Origin of the sequence: Micromonospora salmantinae, from assembly GCF_022230905.1 — a bacterium.
GTDB lineage: Bacteria > Actinomycetota > Actinomycetes > Mycobacteriales > Micromonosporaceae > Micromonospora > Micromonospora salmantinae.
On sequence record NZ_JAKKFG010000018.1, the window covers coordinates 41,113 to 57,319 of the forward strand.

Annotated in this window: 11 protein-coding genes and 1 pseudogene; 10 read left to right on the forward strand and 2 right to left on the reverse strand. The window is 69.2% G+C overall.

Going from position 1 to position 16,207, the window contains the following annotated elements:
- Window positions 1–28: 28 nt before the first annotated feature.
- From PSH03_RS15620 to PSH03_RS15640, 5 genes are all read left to right on the forward strand, one after another.
- Entirely contained in the window at window positions 29–1,000 is a 972-nt protein-coding gene (locus PSH03_RS15620; protein WP_210781632.1) for an ABC transporter permease, read from the forward strand.
- Between the two features lie 2 nt (window positions 1,001–1,002).
- Window positions 1,003–1,986, forward strand: a complete 984-nt coding sequence (locus tag PSH03_RS15625) for an ABC transporter permease (protein ID WP_091401048.1) — start codon at window positions 1,003–1,005, stop codon at window positions 1,984–1,986.
- A gap of 13 nt (window positions 1,987–1,999) precedes the next feature.
- Window positions 2,000–3,184, forward strand: a complete 1,185-nt coding sequence (locus PSH03_RS15630; RefSeq protein ID WP_238689555.1) for a substrate-binding domain-containing protein — start codon at window positions 2,000–2,002, stop codon at window positions 3,182–3,184.
- Between the two features lie 6 nt (window positions 3,185–3,190).
- A complete protein-coding gene (locus PSH03_RS15635) occupies window positions 3,191–4,042 on the forward strand; it encodes a sugar phosphate isomerase/epimerase family protein (RefSeq protein WP_238689556.1) in 852 nt (283 codons plus the stop codon).
- 81 nt (window positions 4,043–4,123) lie between these two features.
- Complete coding sequence (locus tag PSH03_RS15640; RefSeq protein ID WP_210781630.1) at window positions 4,124–6,517, forward strand: RICIN domain-containing protein; 2,394 nt, start codon at window positions 4,124–4,126, stop codon at window positions 6,515–6,517.
- A 63-nt stretch (window positions 6,518–6,580) separates the two neighbouring features.
- Here the strand turns inward: PSH03_RS15640 and PSH03_RS15645 are convergent.
- Window positions 6,581–7,540, reverse strand: a pseudogene (locus PSH03_RS15645) (family 43 glycosylhydrolase); the annotation flags it as partial.
- A gap of 54 nt (window positions 7,541–7,594) precedes the next feature.
- Window positions 7,595–8,620, reverse strand: coding sequence for a LacI family DNA-binding transcriptional regulator (locus PSH03_RS15650; RefSeq protein ID WP_238689557.1), 1,026 nt, complete (start codon window positions 8,618–8,620; stop codon window positions 7,595–7,597).
- 372 nt (window positions 8,621–8,992) lie between these two features.
- On the opposite strand from PSH03_RS15650, the gene PSH03_RS15655 reads away from it, so the two are divergent.
- From PSH03_RS15655 to PSH03_RS15675, 5 genes are all read left to right on the forward strand, one after another.
- Window positions 8,993–10,348 (forward strand): ABC transporter substrate-binding protein, encoded by a 1,356-nt coding sequence (locus PSH03_RS15655; RefSeq protein ID WP_112585272.1) that lies wholly within the window; start codon window positions 8,993–8,995, stop codon window positions 10,346–10,348.
- Window positions 10,345–11,298 carry a carbohydrate ABC transporter permease gene (locus PSH03_RS15660; RefSeq protein WP_238689558.1) on the forward strand — a complete coding sequence of 318 codons (954 nt, stop codon included), beginning with the start codon at window positions 10,345–10,347 and terminating at the stop codon, window positions 11,296–11,298. The genes PSH03_RS15655 and PSH03_RS15660 overlap by 4 nt, the downstream gene beginning before the upstream one ends.
- Window positions 11,295–12,119, forward strand: a complete 825-nt coding sequence (locus PSH03_RS15665; RefSeq protein ID WP_124860646.1) for a carbohydrate ABC transporter permease — start codon at window positions 11,295–11,297, stop codon at window positions 12,117–12,119. Before PSH03_RS15660 ends, PSH03_RS15665 begins: the two co-directional genes overlap by 4 nt.
- Before the next feature lie 3 nt (window positions 12,120–12,122).
- Complete coding sequence (locus PSH03_RS15670) at window positions 12,123–13,277, forward strand: serine hydrolase domain-containing protein (protein WP_238689559.1); 1,155 nt, start codon at window positions 12,123–12,125, stop codon at window positions 13,275–13,277.
- Between the two features lie 282 nt (window positions 13,278–13,559).
- Window positions 13,560–16,025 (forward strand): glycoside hydrolase family 43 protein, encoded by a 2,466-nt coding sequence (locus PSH03_RS15675; protein ID WP_238689560.1) that lies wholly within the window; start codon window positions 13,560–13,562, stop codon window positions 16,023–16,025.
- The last annotated feature ends 182 nt before the right edge of the window (window positions 16,026–16,207 follow it).

A 16,207-nucleotide genomic window follows, 5' to 3' on the forward strand; every position in this document is an offset into this window, starting at 1 on the left:
CCCCGCAGTCGCGAACCGAGGTGACCCGGTGAGCGCTCTGTCGCTGCTGCCGGCCCGGCGTTCCGTACCGGGCGTGTTCGTGGCCCTGACCCTGACCCTGACGATCGGCTGGCTGGTCGTCCTGCTCGACGGGGGTCAGCTCTTCAACCAGTCCACGACGGTGAGTCTGCTGCATGTCGCCGCCGGCCTCGGGCTGGTGGCGGTGGGCCAGACCCTGGTCATCCTGGGGGGCTCGCTCGACCTCTCGGTGGCGTTCGTGATCAGCCTCAGCACCCTCGTCGCGGCCGAGACGATGAACGGCAGCGACGGCGCGGTGCTGCCGGCGATCGGCCTGGTGCTTGTCGTCAGCGCCGGCGTCGGGCTGCTCAACGGGATCCTCGTCACCAGGTTCCGGGTCAATGCGTTCATCGCGACCCTCGGCGTCGGGCTGCTGCTCAAGGGTTACCTCGACAACGGTTACGACGGCCCGGCCGGCACCACGGCACCCTCGCTGGTGCAGGCGCTCGGCTATCAGCGCGTCGGTCCGGTGCCGGTGTCGTTCCTGCTGCTGATAGCGGTCACCGCCGCGGCCTGGTTCGCGCTCTCGCGGACCCGCTTCGGTCACCACCTGGTCGCCGTCGGCGGGGATCCGGAGGTGGCCCGGCTCTCCGGCGTCCGCAACGACCGGGTCCTCGTCACCGCCCACATGCTGTGCTCGATGTGCGCGGGGCTCGCCGGCATCTACCTCGCCAGTCGGCTCGGCTCGGGCGCTCCGCGCGTCGGCACCGAGGGCCTCTACGACCTGGAGTCGATCGCTGCGGTGGTGATCGGCGGTACCGCCCTCGCCGGTGGGCGCGGCGGCGTCATCGGCACTGTCGGCGGGGTGCTGCTGCTGGCCAGCATCGACGCCATCTTCAACCAGCTCGAGGTCGACGCCTTCTTCAAGCAGGTGATACGGGGCGTCATCATCATCGCCGCGGTCGCCGTCTACGCCCGCCGGGCCATGCGAAAGGCGGCCTAGCCATGCAGACCGTCCAGCCCCGTTCCCTGCCGCTGCGTCTGCCGCGGGTGCGTCCCGGTGGTGTCCTGCCGATCCTCGCGATCCTCGCGGTGCTGTTGGTGCTCGTCGGCATCCGGCAGCCCGACTTCCTGGCCCCGCAGTCGCTGATGTCCTTCCTCGGTCGGTCGGCGCCGATCATCCTGTTGGCCGCCGGCCAGTATTTCGTGATCGTGTCCGGCGAGTTCGACCTCTCGGTCGGTTCCCTGGTCACCGCTCAGGTGGTGGTGGCCGCCCGGCTGATCGACAGCGACCCGGCGCGTACCTGGCCGGTGGTGCTGCTCCTGCTCGCCTTCGGCGCACTGGTCGGGCTGGTCAACGGCCTGATCACGACACGGCTGCGGGTGCCGTCGTTCATCACCACCCTCGGCATGTTCCTGATCCTCGTCGGCGCCGTCTACCTGTGGTCCGACGGCGCACCGAAGGGTGGGCTCTCCGAGGAGTTCCGGCGGTTCGGCCGGCGGGCCTTCGAGGACGTGCCAGTACTGGGCCGCGTGCCGTACGCGCTGCTGGTCCTGGTGGTCCTGGCGGTGGCTGCCGTGCTGCTGATGCGCTCCGACTTCGGCCGGACGCTGGTCGCCGTCGGCGACAACCCGCGCACCGCCGAGCTGAGTGGCGTACGAGTGTGGCGCACCCGGACCTTCGCCTTCATCCTCAGCGGGCTCGCGGCGGCGGTGGCGGCCATCCTGCTGGGCGGCTACAGCGGCGTGTCGTTCCAGGCCGGCGCTGGTCTGGAGTTCGGTGCGATCACCGCTGTCGTCCTCGGTGGGGTGGCGCTCGGCGGGGGCCGCGGCGCCGTCGTCGGGGCGATGCTCGGCGCGCTGACCCTCGAACTGCTGTTCGCCCTCATGAATTTCTACGGCGTCTCCGGCGCCCTCAGGTCGACCGTTCAGGGCGGGATCATCCTGCTCGCCGTGGCGGTCTCGGCAACGCGTTCTTCTTCGAGATAAAGGGGAAACCATAGTGCGACGTTCCATGGCGGCGATTGCCGCCGTCACCCTGCTGTCCCTCGCCGCCTGTGCCACCGACGAGCCAGCCGCCAGCCCGTCGGGAAGTGCATCCGCCGCCACTGGGTCCGGCACCGGGGACCAGTCGAAGTTCTTCGTGCAGGCCGACTACGACGCCGAGCTGGCGCTGCTCGACGCGGCACCGACGGGCCCGGCCGACAAGCCTTGGGAGCAGGTGCTCAACCCGACGATGGTCGACACCGCCAAGTTCAAGAAGAACGGCCCACACAAGATCTGCTTCTCGAACGCGGCCCTGAACAACCCCTGGCGGCAGGTCGGCTTCAAGACCATGCAGGCCGAGGTCGAGGCGCAGAAGAGCCGCATCAAGGAGTTCGTGCACGTCGACGCCGAGGGCAAGGACCAGAAGCAGATCGCTGACATCAACGATCTGCTCGGCAAGGGCTGCGACGCGCTCATCGTCTCGCCGAACACCACCGCCACGCTCACCCCGGCCGTCGAGGCGGCCTGCAAGGCCGGGCTGCCGGTCGTCGTCTTCGACCGTGGCGTCAACACGAAGTGCCCGGTGACGTTCATCAACCCCATCGGCGGTTACGGGTTCGGCCACGTCGGGGCCGAGTTCGTCAGCCAGAAGATGAAGCCCGGCGGCAAGGTCCTCGCCCTGCGCATCCTGCCCGGCGTCGACGTCCTGGAGACCCGCTGGTCGGCGGCGAAGGTGGCGTTCGACAAGGCGAAGGTCGACGTCGTCGGTGTCGAGTTCACCGATGGTGATCCGGCCAAGACCAAGAAGATCGTCGACGACTACATCCAGCGGTACGGCACGATCGACGGGGTCTGGATGGACGCCGGGGCGGTGGCCGTCGCGGCGGTCGAGGCGTTCCAGGACGCGGGCAAGCCGGTTCCGCCGATGAACGGTGAGGACCAGCTCGACTTCCTGAAGATCTGGAAGGACAAGAAGCTCACCGCTATCGCACCGACCTACCCGACCTACCAGTGGCGTACGCCGATCATCGCGGCGCTGCGGATCCTCGACGGCCAGCAGGTGTCCAACCCGTGGAAGCTGCCGCAGCCGACAGTCACCCAGGACAACCTGGACCAGTACCTCGACGCGGGCATGCCGCCGCTGCACTACGCGATGTGCGGCTGCACCGACCTGCCCGGTTACCCGCAGCGCTGGAAGTAGGGTCTGATGTACGCCATCGGCGTCAACCCCTGGGTCTGGGCCTCGCCGGTCGACGACAAGGCCCTGGCCGAGCTGATCCCGCGGATCGCCGCGTTCGGCTTCGACGCGGTCGAGTTGCCGATCGAGCAGCCCGGCGACTGGGACCCGATCCGTACCCGGGACCTGTTGGCGGCGCACGGCCTCGTCGCCGCCGGCGTCTGCGCGGTCACCTCGCCGGGGCGGGAACTGGTCGACGCCGCACCAGCGGTGGTCGAGTCGACGGTGGCGTACCTCATGGGCTGCGTGGCGAGCGCGGCGGCCGTCGGCGCTGGATGCGTCGGCGGCCCGGTGTACGCCTCGGTCGGCCGCACCTGGCGGATGTCGCCGGCGGCTCGCGCGGCCTGCTACGCGGATTTCCGGCGGGCCCTGGCGCCGGTTGCCGACCAGGCCGGCGAGTTGGGCGTGAGCATCGGTGTCGAGGCGTTGAACCGCTACGAGACGAGCGTCGTCAACACGATCGAGCAGACGATCGAGTTGATCGACGGGCTACCGCCCAACGTCGGCATCATGATCGATACGTATCACATGAACATCGAGGAGGCCGACCCCTACGCGGCCCTTGCGGTCGCCGGCCGGCACATCAAGCACGTCCAGGTTAGCGGCAGCAACCGGGGCGCTCCCGGTGCGGACCACTTCGACTGGCCCCGCTTCTTCGCCGTCCTGCGGGACACCGGTTACCAGGGCGCGATCTGCATCGAGTCGTTCACGGCGGAGAACGAGGCCATCGCCACCGCCGCGGCGATCTGGCGTCCACTGGCCCCCTCGCAGGACCGTCTCGCCACTGACGGTCTGCGCTATCTCCGGGAGATCCTCGAATGACCGCCCCGACCGGCCACCCCCCGCACTGGTCGAGGCCGTTCCACCACCCCCACCCCGAACTCATGTCAGGAGCACCGTCCCGTGTCCTCGTCCCTTCCGGCGCTGCGCCGACTGCTGGCCGGCGCCGCCGCGACAGCGGTGACCGCCCTGGTGGCGGTAACCGCCTCGGCGTCCCCGGCCCTCGCGGCCACCACCACTCTCTACGCGTCGCCCTCCGGCACCGGCACCACGTGTTCCGCCAGCCAACCCTGTTCGCTGACCGCCGCGCAGACCGCGGTGCGGGCGATCAACAGCGCGATGTCCGGTGACATCGTCGTGGAGTTGGCCAACGGCGCGTACCGGCTCTCGTCGCCGCTGCGGTTCACCGCGGCCGACTCGGGCAACAACGGCTATCAGGTGATCTGGCGGGCGGCCTCCGGGGCACGTCCGACGATCACCGGCGCCCGGGCGGTCACGGGCTGGTCGCTCGTCGACTCCGGGAAGAACATCTGGCGGGCCAACGTCGGCGCCGGGCTCGACTCCCGTCAGCTCTACGTCAACGGGGCCGTCGCCACCCGGGCACGCACCGCAGTGAACCGTTCCGACTTCACCTTCACCACGTCCGGCATGCGGTTCACCAACAGCGCGCTCAACTACCTGAACAACCTCGGTAACCAGAACCGTGTCGAGGTGGAGAGCGTCGGCTCGTTCACCGACCGGTACTCGCCGGTGCAGAGCATCAGCGGAAACTTCCTGACGATGCAGCAGCCCGCGTGGAACAACAACACCTTCGGGTTCGACACCCTCTCCAGCCCGCACCGCGCCGGGCCCTTCTACCTGACCAACGCGTACGAGTTCCTGGACTCGGCGGGGGAGTGGTACCTCAACCCCAGCAACGGCCAGCTCAACTACATCCCGCTCGCCGGGCAGAACATGAGCTCGGTCAGCGTGGAGCTGCCGCAGTTGCAGTCCCTGGTGAACGTCGGCGGCACCTACGACGCGCCCGCGCACCACATCTCGTTCAGCGGGATCACCTTCACCGGCACCAGCTGGCTCGGCCCGAGCAGCAGCAACGGTTTCGCCGACCAGCAGACCGGCGCTCACATCACCGGCACCTGGTCCCGTCCGTCCGACGCGCTGACCTCCTGCCAGGCCGGCTGCCCCCAGTTCGAGGCCACCCGGCCCAACTGGAACCAGATGCCCGCCGCCGTGCAGGTCTCCGCGGCGAACACCATCACGTTCAGCGACTCCCAGTTCGTCAACCTCGGGCAGACCGCGATCGGCATCGGCAACGACGCCAACGCCCACGCCAGCGGTGTCGGCCTGGGGGCCAACAACATCACCGTCACCCGCTCTGAGATCGCCCGCAACTCCGCCGGTGGCGTCGTGGTCGGCGGCGTGCGGGCCGACGCCCACCACCCCAGTGACCAGCGGATGGTCAACCGCAACATCACTATCAGCAACAACAAGGTGCATGATCTCGGTCTGGAGTACCGGGGCGTCGTCTCGATCCTGACCACCTACGTGAACACCTCGCTGGTCTCGCACAACGAGGTCTACAACATGCCGTACACCGGCCTGTCGATCGGCTACGGCTGGGGCGCCAACGACGCCGGCGGCAGCCAGCACTACGCCAACCGTGGCCTGTACAACTACCAGCCGCGCTACTCCACGGCGACCACCGCTGCCAACAACCAGGTCATCGGCAACTATGTGCACGACGTCATGCAGCAGATGACCGACGGCGGGTGCATCTACTCGCTGTCGGCGAACCCGGGCGGGTTGATCGCCGAGAACTACTGCCTGCGCACCAACGGCTGGTTCGGGCTCTACTTCGACGAGGGCTCGCGCTACTACACCGCCCGCAACAACGTGTTCTCCTCCACCGGCACCTGGGCCACCGCCAACTACTGGTACGCGGAGAACATGGGCAACTTCACGGTCACCAACAACTGGTCGACGAACAACAGCACGAATGTGACGAACGGTGACCGCGGCAACGTCGTCAACGGCAACGTCACGGTCAGCAACGGCAACTGGCCGTCGGGCGCGCAAACGGTGATCAACACGGCCGGCGTGCAGAGCGGTGGCAGCACCAACCCGACGAACGTGCAGATCGTGGGCGTCCAGTCGGGTCGTTGCGCCGAGATCGGTAACTCCAGCACGACCAACGGCACGCAGGCCCAGATCTGGGACTGCATCAGTAACGCCGCCAACCAGCGGTGGACCCACACCGCGAGCCGGCAGCTCATGGTCTACGGCACCAAGTGCCTGGACGCCTCCGGCCAGGGCACCGTCAACGGCACGAAGGTGGTGATCTGGGACTGCAACGGCGGCACCAACCAGCAGTGGAACGTCAACGCCAACGGCACGATCACGGGCGTGCAGTCGGGTCTCTGCCTGGACGCCAACGGCGCCGCCACGGCGAACGGCACGAAGCTGATCCTCTGGTCCTGCACCGGCGGCACCAACCAGCAGTGGCAGCTGCGCAGCTGATCCAGTAGCTGGACACCGACAGGTCCGGGCCGGGGCGAGACGCCTCGGCCCGGACCTGTCCGGTTACGGCGCTTCGACCACTGTCAACCCGGTCGCGGCTTCGTAGCGGACCGGGATGGGATCGGTGAGTTCCCCGACGAACGTCTCGTCGACGTGGTCGAGGAAGCCGATGAGGGACCAGTCGTCGGCGGGTCCGGGGACCAGCCGGGGCGCGTACAGGTGTGGGTGGGCGAACGGTTGGGCGGACGCGATGTCCCACGGCCCGAGGACGGTCTCGCCGGTCGCCACCCAGATCCGGTGGTCGTCGCGCCGAGCGCTGCCGGTGGCCTCGGTGGAGAAGAGCAGCAGCGGCTGCCCGTCGAGGACCGCTACCTGGGGCACCTCCAGGTGACCGAAGCCGGCCGGGGTCGACAGCGGCGGCGCGACGGTCCAGGTGACGAGGTCGGTGGAGGTGGCGTGGCCGACGACGCCACGGGTGTTCGCCGGGCCGGTGTTGGCACGGGCGGTGATGAGCATGTGCCAGCCCTCGCCGTCGGGGTCGGGGAACACCCACGGGTCACGCCACGCCTGCTCGTACCACAGCTCCTTGTCCAGCAGCTCGTACCAGGTGGGATCGGCCTGGACGATCGGTTCGGTGCCGTGCCGGTGCCAGGTCATGAGGTCGTCGGAGACGGCCAGTCCGATGCGTTGGACGAGCCCGTCCTCCGCACGACCGACCCCGGTGTAGAACAGGTACCACCGTCCGTCCGGCCCGCGGACCGTGCAGCCCGTCCAGGTCGCCAGGTCGTCCCAGCTGGGCGCGTCGGCGGGGACCACGGCGTCGGCGACCAGGCGCCACGAGCGCAGGTCCGCCGAGACGGCGTGGCCGATTGTGGCTCGGCGGTGGCGGCGGTGCGGGTCGTGCAGGGCGCGGGACGCGCGCAGGAAGAACACGTGCCAGAGGCCGTTGTCGTCCCGGGCGTACCAGCTGTCCCACACCCAGTGGTCGGGTAGACGAAGCATGGTCGGAAAACTAGCACTAAACCGTTTTAGCGTCGGCCAACGTCAACCCGGCGGCACGGATCGGAGGGCCGGTGGTCAGCCGGGCGGAGGCGCGAGGGACCGGCGTCGGCGCAGGGGCATCGCAACGAGCGAGGGCTCGACGGCGCCCCCGTCCAGGAGCAGCTCGACCGCTCGCCGCCCCATCTGCTCGTGCGGCAGCGCCGTGGTGGCCAGGCTCGGGCGCAACCAGGCGGCGATCGGGTCGTCGTCGAACGAGATGACCGAGATGTCCTCCGGGACGGTCAGCCCCGCCTCGCCGAGTGCCTGGTAGGCGCCGAAGGCCAGCCGGTCGTTCATGCAGATGATCGCGCTGGGTCGCCTCGGCTTGCTCAGCAGGCCACGCATGGCCGCGTACCCGTGCTCGGGCAACCACTCGGTGCAGAAACACTCGGCCAGGAGGCCGACCTCTGCCTCGTCCAGCGTCTGCCGGATGCCGTGCAGGCGGGCGCGGGCGGCGAGCGAGACCTCCGGGTCGTCCTCCTTGAGTCGGTTGCGGCCGATGAGCGCGATCGCGTCGCGGTGGCCAAGCTCCAGCAGGGCGGTGGCGACGGAGCGGCCGGCCCCCTCGTCGTCGGGGACCACGCTGGGCAGACCGTCGGGGCTGGTGGCGTTGAGCAGCACCACCGGGCCGCCGAGGATGGCCGCGGGCACCGCCAGCCGTCGAGTCGCCATCGCCGCGTAGATCACCCCGTCGACCTGCCGGTCCAGGACGGCCTCGATGGCGTACTGCTCGAAGGTGGCGTCGCCCTGCGTCTCGGTGATGAGCAGGACGTGGTCCCGTTCACGGGCCGCGTCGAGGGCGCCGCGGATGAGGTCGCCGGCGAACCGGGTGGTGGCCACGATGTCGGAGACGAACGCGATGGTGGCCGTCTTGCGGGTGCGCAGGCTGCGCGCGGCGAGGTTGGGCCGGTAGCCGAGTTCCTCGGCGGCGGCGAACACCCGCTGGTGTGCCTCGGCCGAGAGCCGGGTGCCCTCCCTGCCGTTGAGCACCATCGACGCGGCGGTCTTGGACAACCCGGCTTTCCGCGCGACGTCGGCGAGTGTTGCTCTGTTGCGGCCCATCAGTCCTCCGAATCAGGCGCGGTGCCACAGGCGCCGCTCCCGCCCATCATGATGCGTCGCCGCCCGGGATCGAGCGCCGGTCACGTCGGCGTGGTGTGAACCCGACGTTTCCGCACCGTTGCCAAGTTGTCCTTGACAGCTCCCCGTGCCGCGCGCATGCTCTGCTAAATCAGTTTAGCGACCACTTCTGGTGCATCCAGAGGCGCCTTCGGTGGCCGTGCCGGGTTCTTTTCCGCTGACGGTACGGGTGCTGCGCCCGGGCGACAGGTCACGGCGTACGTGTCGTGGCGGCCACCCGGTCGCGGTGGTCCCGGTGGAGCCGTCGCGCGGCCATGGGCCGCGGGACGCGTGGAGATGTCAAGGAGTCATGAGATGGCAGAATTGCTGACAAAGTTTCCGCGACGGAGAACGGTGCTCCTCGCGTCGCTGCTGGCGGTCGGGATGACCGCGACGGCCTGCAGCGCGCCGGGCGAGGACCGGTCGTCGACCCAGAAGTCCGACGCCGCCGTCAAGACGGAGCTGGGCACCGACCCGATCACCCTGGAGATGTACGCGGAGACCGGCTTCCCGCTGGCCAAGGCGTTGGCCGACGAGTTCTCCAAGCAGCACTCGAACGTCAAGTTCAACATCCGCGAGGACCAGTTCACGGTGATCGTGGAGAACGCGCCCCGGGTGATGGCCTCGGACAACTCGCCCGACATCATCCGGCTCCCGACCATGGTCGACCTGGTCAAGGACGACCTGCTCAAGAACCTCGACCCGTACTTCACCGCGTACGGCTGGGACAAGTTCCCCGCCTCGCAGCTCATGCAGCTGCGCGTCGGCGAGAACACCCGGGGCACCGGCTCGCTGTACGGGATGGGGCTCGGCTACAGCGTCACCGGCGTCTTCTACAACAAGAAGCTGGCCAGCCAGATCGGCATGACCCAGCCGCCGGCCACTGTCGCCGAGTTCGAGGAGCTGCTGGCCAAGGCGAAGACCGGCGGGGTCCAGCCGATCATGCAGTTCAACAAGAACACCGCTGGCATCAACTTCCCGCACCAGGCGCTACAGAACCAGTTCGGCGACCCGACCCAGGTCGCCGACTGGATCTTCCAGAAGCCGGGGGCCACGTTCGACACCCCGGCCGCCCTGAAGGCCACCCAGACCATCCAGAAGTGGGCCCAGGCCGGCTACTTCACCAAGGACGCCAACGCCCTGGACTACGCGGGAATGGTGGGGGAGTTCCAGAAGGGCAACGGCCTGTTCATGTTCAACGGCGACTGGGAGTCGGCCAACCTCGACAAGTCGATGCCCGGCAACGTGGGCTTCTTCCTCTTCCCCACCGAGTCTCCCGGTGGAAAGCACGTGGCGATGTCCGCCCCCAACACCTTCGGCGTCTCCGCCAAGGCCAAGAACCCGGACGCCGCCGCGTACTTCCTGAACTGGGTGCACACCAACGCCAAGGCCCGCGAGATCTCGGTGACCGTCGGCGGTTCCAGCCCCGGCGGCCCGAGTGACCTGCCGGTGCCGAGCGCCGCCCCGAACACAGTGCTGGCCGAGACCCTGAAGGCGTCGCAGCAGCTCGGCGCGGAGAACGGCGCTGTGGACTTCACAGCGAACGCGACCGGCGGCATCTTCGCCGCCGCGATCACGCCCGAGATGCAGAAGCTGATCGCCGGTCAGCAGACGCCCGAGGGGTACGTGAAGGCGGTCCAGGCCGAGTATCAGAAGGAACTGTCCCGATGACGTCTGCCCTCGGCAGCGCACCAACCGGGCGCGACGATCGTCGCGCCCGCCCCACCCCGACGCGGGCCCACCGATTCCGGTGGGCCCGCGCGGCCGGGACCGGCTGGTTGTACGTCCTGCCCGCCCTGGTGATGTACGCGGTGTTCGTCCTGCGCCCGCTCGTCCTGACGCTCCAGTACTCGCTCTACGACTGGAACGGCATCGGGGTGGCCCGCTGGGTGGGCCTGGACAACTACCTGACCGTCTTCACCGACAGCGACCTGCTGAAAATCATCGGCAACGCGATGGTCCTGATCGTCTTCTTCAGCTTCATCCCCGTCGCGCTCGGGCTGTTGGTGGCGAGCATGGTTCGCCGGATCACCACCGGCGCGTTCGGCACCGTCGTCCGGACCATCCTGTTCCTGCCGCAGGTAATCCCCCTGGTGGCGGCGGGCATCGCGTGGAGCTGGCTGCTCTCGTCGAACGGTCTGGTCAACCAGGCGCTGCGCGCGGTCGGGCTGGGTGGCGTCGCCCGTGCCTGGCTCGGCGACTTCGACACGGCGCTGCCCGCCGTCGGCGTCATCGGGGCCTGGGTCCTGCTCGGCCTCTGCACGATCCTGCTGGTCACCGGCATGAGCAAGATCGATCCGGCGCTGTACGAGGCCGCCCGCCTCGACGGTGCCGGTTCGGTACGCGAGTTCCTCGCCGTGACCCTGCCGAGCCTGCGCCAGGAGATCGGCGTCTGCCTCACCGTGACGATCATCGCGGCGCTGGCGAGCTTCGACATCGTCTACATCTCGACCAGCGGCGGCCCCGGCCTCCAGACCACAGTGCCGGGCCTGGAGATCTACCGGCTGGCCTTCTCGCAGCGGCAGGTGGGGCTCGCCTCGGCGCTCGCTGTCGTACTCATGCTGCTGGTGCTGGCGTGTGTGCTGCCGATCCAGCGCCTGAGCCGAGGGGAGAAGCCGTGAACCTGAGCCGACGCGAACAGTTGACCGGCCGGGTCTTCCTGATCGCCCTGATCGTCGTCACCCTGCTGCCGTTCGTGAGCATGCTCTCGGCGGCGTTGCAGCCCCGGGGCACAGTGCCCAGCGGCCTCGAGTGGCCGTCGGACCCGCAGTGGGGGAACTTCGCCGACGCCTTCACCGCCGCGAACATGGGGGCCCTGCTCCGCTCCAGCCTGCTCATCGTGGCCGGTGTCGTACCGGTGTCGGTGCTCATCGCGACCATGGCCGGCTTCGGGCTCGGTCAGCTGCGGGTGCCCGGTGGCCGACTCGTCTTCGGTCTCTTCCTGCTGGGTCTGACCCTGCCGTTCGAGGCAGTGGTCACGCCGCTCTACTACCAGATGCAGGACCTCGGCCTGCTCAACACCCGCTGGGCCATCATCCTGCCGCTGATCGGGCTGTACATGCCGTTCGCGGTGTTCTGGATGCGGGCGCACTTCACCAACGTGCCGGTCGAGTTGTCCGAGGCGGCCCGGGTGGACGGCAGCAGCACGTGGCAGTTGTTCTGGCGGGTCCAGGTGCCGCTCGCCCGGCCGGCGATCGCCTCGCTGACGATCCTGATGTTCCTCTGGACGTGGAACCAGTTCCTGCTCGCCATCGTCCTCGTGGACGACGCCACCAAACGCACGATGGCCGGGGCGCTCGGCGCGTTCCAGGGCCAGTGGGGCACCGACCTGGTGCTGCTGTGCGCCGGGTCGCTGCTGATCCTCACCCCGACCCTCATCGTGTTCCTGATCTTCCAGCGACAGTTCATCAAGGCCCTGATCCAGGGGTCAGTGAAGGGGTAGGCAGTGGTCACACAGCCGCAGATCCACGGCGACGTCGACGATCGCTTCGGACGCGTCGCCGACGTCTTCCGCGACAACTTCACAGCCCGGGGCGAGGTCGGCGCCGCGGTCACCGTCTACGTGCGGGGCCGCAAGGTCGTCGACCTGTACGGCGGGGTGGCTGACACCCGTACCGGGCGGCAGTGGGACGCGCATACGCCGGTCGTCGTCTTCTCCTGCACCAAGGGGATCCTGGCGATCTGCGCCTACCTGCTGGCCCAGCAGGGCCGGCTCGACCTCGACGCTCCCGTGACGCGCTACTGGCCGGAGTTCGGACAGCACGGCAAGGCGCACATCCCGGTGCGCTGGCTGCTCACGCACCAGGCCGGTCTGCCCGCGGTGGACCGACCGTTGACCCTCGACGAGGTCCTGGCCTGGGATCCGGTCATCAAGGCGATCGAGGCGCAGGCCCCGCTGTGGGAGCCGGGCACGGCGCACGGCTACCACTCGATGACCTACGGCTGGCTGGTCGGAGAGGTGGTCCGCCGCATCACCGGCCAACTACCCGGCGCGTTCTTCGCCGACACCGTCGCGGGCCCGCTCGGCCTGCACACCTGGCTGGGGCTCCCCGCCGCCGAGAGCGACACCGTCGCCTGGGGCCTGGCACCGCCCCCGGAACCTGACCCGTTCGTGGACCCGGTCGCCGAACGGGGCATCACCATGGGGGGCGCCTTCGCCTTCCCCGCCGACGCCGACGGCCTGGTCAGCTTCAACGACGACGCCATCCGGGCCGCCGGTGTGCCCGGCGCGGGCGCGGTGAGCACCGCCGAGGGTCTCGCGCGCCTCTACGCGGCCTGTGTGTCGGATCTTCGGGGTGGACCGCTGCTCACGGCGGCGTCGGTGGACGACGCGGTAGTGGTCCGCTCGCGTGGTCAGCAGCGGCACGGGCCGCCGGACACCGGGCAGCGCTGGGGCACCGGCTTCCTGCTGCACTCGCCACCGGCCCGGCCCCTGCTGGGTGAGCGCAGCTTCGGCCATGACGGCGCGGGCGGGAACCTGGCCTTCGCCGACGCCGAGCATCAGGTGGGCTTCGGCTACGTGGTCAACCAGATGCGCGGGATGGGCGACGAGCGCGCCAATCTGCTCACCGCCGCCGTCCGCACCTGCCTCGACGACTGAGGCGTCCGGGCCGAACGCGACCTCGGTGATCATGAAGTTATTGCCCTCGATGCCGGCGTGTCGGCGCAACAACTTCATGGTCACCGGGGTTCGACCTGGGAGCGTGGTGTCCACTGAGGATGGTGGGAGGTGTTACGGGGATACTTCGGGCACGTTTCATCGATAGTCTTGACAGGCGTTGTTAGCGATAACACGATGGCCTTCACGCCGCTCTCGCGTTTGGAGCTCGCCTTGGTCGTGTCGGTCCGCTCGCGTGTCCTGAACATTGCCCGCGCATCCGCTGTGAACAGCCTGGACGCCGCCGCTCGCCACGCCACCACCACGTTGACCCGCCTGGCGTCCACAGTGCTCCCGGATCGCCTCCGTTCACTGTGTGCGCTCGCATCGGCGGCCGTTCTGGTCGGTGCGGGCCTGGTGGCCACCCCCGCCGCCGCGCACGCCGCCGACGGATGGTCGCCCCGATCGTCGTACACCTCGACCGACACCGGCGCCGGCACCTACTCGGTGCCGCTGCTCAACGCCGACGTGCCGGACATCAGCGTCGAACGGGTGCCGGCCGCCGAGAACGACGAGGGCCGCGACCTCTACTACATGATCAGCACGACCATGCACCTGAGCCCGGGCGCGCCGATCATGAAGTCGTACGACCTCGTCAACTGGGAGATCGTCAACTACGTCTTCGACCGGGCGAGCATCGGCGACTCCTTCTCACTGCGCAACGGCCAGAACTCGTACGGCCAGGGCCAGTGGGCGTCGTCGCTGCGTTACCACGACGGCACGTTCTACGCCGTCTTCAACACCAACAACCTCAGCGGGGCGTACCTCTACCGCACCGATGACATCGAGAACGGCCCGTGGCAGCGCACCGCCCTCGGCCGTGGCCTGCACGACCCGTCGCTCTTCTTCGACGTCGACGGCACGCCGTACATCTTCTACGGCTCCGGTGGCACCAGCGCCGTACGCCTCAACGCCGACCTGACCGCCATCGCGCAGGACTACCCGAACATCTTCACCGCGAACAACTACGCCGGTCAGCCGTTCATCGGCGGTCTGTTCGAGGGCGCGCAGGTCTACCACATCGACGGCTGGTACTACGCCGTCATCATCACCTGGCCGTCCGGGCAGGGGCGCCAGGTGGTGATGTTCCGGTCGAAGGACCTGCTCGGGCGCTACACCTCGGCCGGCGGGGTCAACACCTACGAGGCGCGCGGAGTGCTCAACTCCAACGGCTTCGCGCAGGGCAGCCTGGTGCCGATCAGCCGCGCGGGCGGCGGGACCGACTGGCACGGCATGTTCTTCCGGGACACGTTCCCGATCGGCCGGATCCCGGCGCTCATCCCCGCCACCTGGCAGAACGGGTGGCCGACCTTCGGCACCAACGGGGTCGTGCCGGTCAACGGCCTCTTCGACAAGCCCATCCGGCTCAGCCCGGCCGAGGAACTGTTCGAGCGGCAGAAGAGCATCGTCGCCTCGGACGACTTCGCCAACGACGGGCCGCACAAGGCGTACCAGGACGAGCAGTGGACGGTCCCCGCGCCGCTCGACCCGGCGGAGATCGCCCCCAACGGGTCGCGGCTGGACCTGGCCTGGGAGTGGAACCACGCCCCGGACAACCGGTACTGGTCACTCACCGACCGCGACGGCTGGCTGCGGTTGACGGCCGGCACTGTGGTCACCGGCCAGTACGTCTACACGAAGCTGTCCAACCGGGCCGAGCTGGCGTGGTTCGAGGAAGCCCGCAACACGCTCTCGCAACGGACGTTCGGGCCACGGCAGTCGGTCCAGACCCGGATGGACGTCTCCGGGATGAAGAACGGCGACGTCGCGGGCCTGGCCGCCTACAACCGCGGATTCTCGTACGTGGCGGTCAAGCGCGTCGGTGACGTCAACACCCTCGGCGTGGTGAACCGGTCGCAGCCGTTCGCTGTCGACCTCGACCAGTCGACGCTGGAGAACTTCGTCGCCGGCACGACTGTGTCGCTGGGTGACGCGACCGAGGTGCACGTGAAGGCGGACCTCGACTTCTCCTCGCCGGTCGGCCAACTGTGGACGACGTTCTACTACAGCCTGGACGGGGTCCAGTGGACCCGGCTGGGCAACCGCGTGGGCCCGCAGGCGCTCGACGGAAGCCTCGCCCACTTCATGGGTCACCGGGTGGGCCTGTTCAACTACGCGACCCAGGAGACCGGCGGCCACGTCGACTTCGACGACTACCTGCTCAGCGACGTGCTGACCGCGCAGGCCCGGCCACTGGACACCACCGCCCTCGACGCGGCCGTCGCCCACGCGCAGACGCTCGACGCGCGCCACTACCCGGCCGACGCCTGGGCCGCGACACAGTCCGCGCTGGCGGCGGCGACGGCGGCACGGGCCGGCCAGTTCGGCACCCAGAACGAGATCGACGCACCGGAGCGGGCACTCAGCTACCAACTGGCCCGACTCGGAGTGCTGGCGGCGCTGCCCGTGACGGCCACCGCCCAGGCGCGCTGCCTGAACGGCAAGACGTACCTGGCGGTGCAGGCGCGCAACGACTCGGACGAGCCGGTCGACATCACCGTCGAGACCCCGTACGGAAACCGGTCGTTCGCCGCCGTCGCGCCGGGGGCGAACGTCTACCAGTCGTTCAACACCCGCGCGTCGTCGGTGCCGGCCGGCTCGGCGACGCTGCGGGCCACCGGTGCGGTCGCCGGCCGGGACGTGACCACCGTCCACGCCGCCCAGCACCCCGCCAACGCCTGCGGCGGATAACCCCACCACGGGCCCTCGGCCCACCGACCAGCACCACCGGCGGCCGGACGTGCGGCGCGGAACAGCGGACCTGTCCCGCGCCGCCGGCCACTGTCGGACCGGCGGCGGCAGTCGGCCCCTGATGTCCGGACCACCCACCGAAGCGCACCCACCGATCCCCCGTACACCGATGACCGCACGTC

Excerpts from the sequence above, each read along its gene's own strand:
- PSH03_RS15660 (WP_238689558.1), top strand. The coding sequence starts at position 10,345 with ATGACGTCTGCCCTCGGCAGCGCACCAACCGGGCGCGACGATCGTCGC.
- PSH03_RS15655 (WP_112585272.1), top strand. The coding sequence starts at position 8,993 with ATGGCAGAATTGCTGACAAAGTTTCCGCGACGGAGAACGGTGCTCCTC.
- PSH03_RS15650 (WP_238689557.1), bottom strand. The coding sequence starts at position 8,620 with ATGGGCCGCAACAGAGCAACACTCGCCGACGTCGCGCGGAAAGCCGGG.
- PSH03_RS15625 (WP_091401048.1), top strand. The coding sequence starts at position 1,003 with ATGCAGACCGTCCAGCCCCGTTCCCTGCCGCTGCGTCTGCCGCGGGTG.
- PSH03_RS15635 (WP_238689556.1), top strand. The coding sequence starts at position 3,191 with ATGTACGCCATCGGCGTCAACCCCTGGGTCTGGGCCTCGCCGGTCGAC.